This is a genomic window from Pseudoruegeria sp. HB172150 (genome assembly GCF_013184805.1).
In the GTDB taxonomy this organism is placed as follows: Bacteria; Pseudomonadota; Alphaproteobacteria; order Rhodobacterales; family Rhodobacteraceae; genus Psychromarinibacter.
Genome location: NZ_JAATNG010000012.1, coordinates 5,410 through 6,917 on the forward strand (window position 1 = coordinate 5,410; position 1,508 = coordinate 6,917).

1 pseudogene is annotated in these 1,508 nt (G+C 55.3%); it reads left to right on the forward strand.

The window, feature by feature from the left end:
• Nucleotides 1–1,508, forward strand: a pseudogene (locus HCO70_RS24475) (hypothetical protein); the annotation flags it as partial.

Consider the following 1,508-nt stretch of genomic DNA (forward strand, 5'->3'; position numbering starts at 1 on the left):
CGGCGACCTACAGCTATGCCATCACCGGCAGCGGGGACAATCCGGCGGATGGCGACGACTTCGCCAACTTCGGTGGCGCGCTGCCCTCCGGCACAGTCACCTTCGCTGAAGGTCAGACACAGAGGACCTTAAACTTCACTGTCTACGGCGACATGGTTCCTGAGTTCGACGAGACCTTCACGCTCACGGTGACCGACGACGAAGAAGCCGTTGCCACCGCCACCGGGACGATCCTGGCCGACGAGGTCGCGCCGGTGTTCGTTGGCGGGCAGACGGGCTCCATCTTGATCGAGGTGGCTGAGACCCAGACAGCGGTCTACGACTTCGACGCGATAGATATTGGCGATACGATCACCTACAGCCTGAGCGGGACGGATGCCTCGCTCTTCACCATCGACAGCGCCACCGGGGAGGTGAGTTTCGTCACCGCGCAGGATTACGAGGACCCGGCGGATGCCGATGCCAACAATGTATACAAATTTACTGTCGTGGCCACCGATAATTGGGGGCTTTCCACCGCCCAGGCGGTCAAAGCGAGGCTTGTCGACGGCGACGGGTTGTCCATAACCGACGAGTATTCCGAGACGTCGTTGCTTACGGGCGCACACACAATCAGTTTCACGATCAGCCGGGTCTCGGCCGATGCGGTGACCATGAGATACGTGGTCATCGGCAGCGGGGACAACCCGGTCGTTGCCAGCGATTTCCTCGCAGATGTGCTGCCTTCCGGCACCATCGACTTCGCCGCAGGCGAAACCGAGGTGACACTCACCTTCGAGCTCGATGTTGACCTTGACGTTGCAGCGGACAAGACGTTCAGGCTGATCGTGCCTGAACGCGACAGTGTCACGTATTCCGCCACGGGAACGATCCCGACTTTCGAAAAAGTCATCGGCACCGACGACCGTGACATTTACGAACTCAGCCCGGGAGAAATCACATGGTTCGAAGCAGGAGCAGGTAACGATGATATCAGCATTTCCCCATCTAACGTGAAAGGTGACTTCCCTGTTGAAAATATCTTCTACAGCTACAATTATGATCTTGTTTCGTCTGACGGATTGATATTGGCTAATAATCTTAGCGAAGGTTCCGTTTACGAAACCGTAATGTATGGCGACGTAATTGATGGCGGGGAGGGGAACGACGTTTTGCGGGGGACACTTAGATATGATGGTTTTTATCTCACTGGACGCCATGAAATTGCTGGTGGAGACAAGGCAATAAACAGATTCAGCAATATAGAGACATTCCTTTTGGGGAGTGGTGGTGATCAGTTCAATTTTACAACCCAGCATGGAAACTCAAAGTATGAATACTATACGACCTCAAGCTCAATTTATGGCGAAGATGGAAACGATCAAATCTGGGCCGGCGCGGGCGATGACCTTCTGGTCGGCGGATGGGAGGTTGATTTTCTGTCGGGCGGGGTCGGAAATGATACGTTGTGGGGAGCCGGTGGCACTGGCGGTGCATATGAGGACTTGAGTCGGGATGTGTACGCCTTC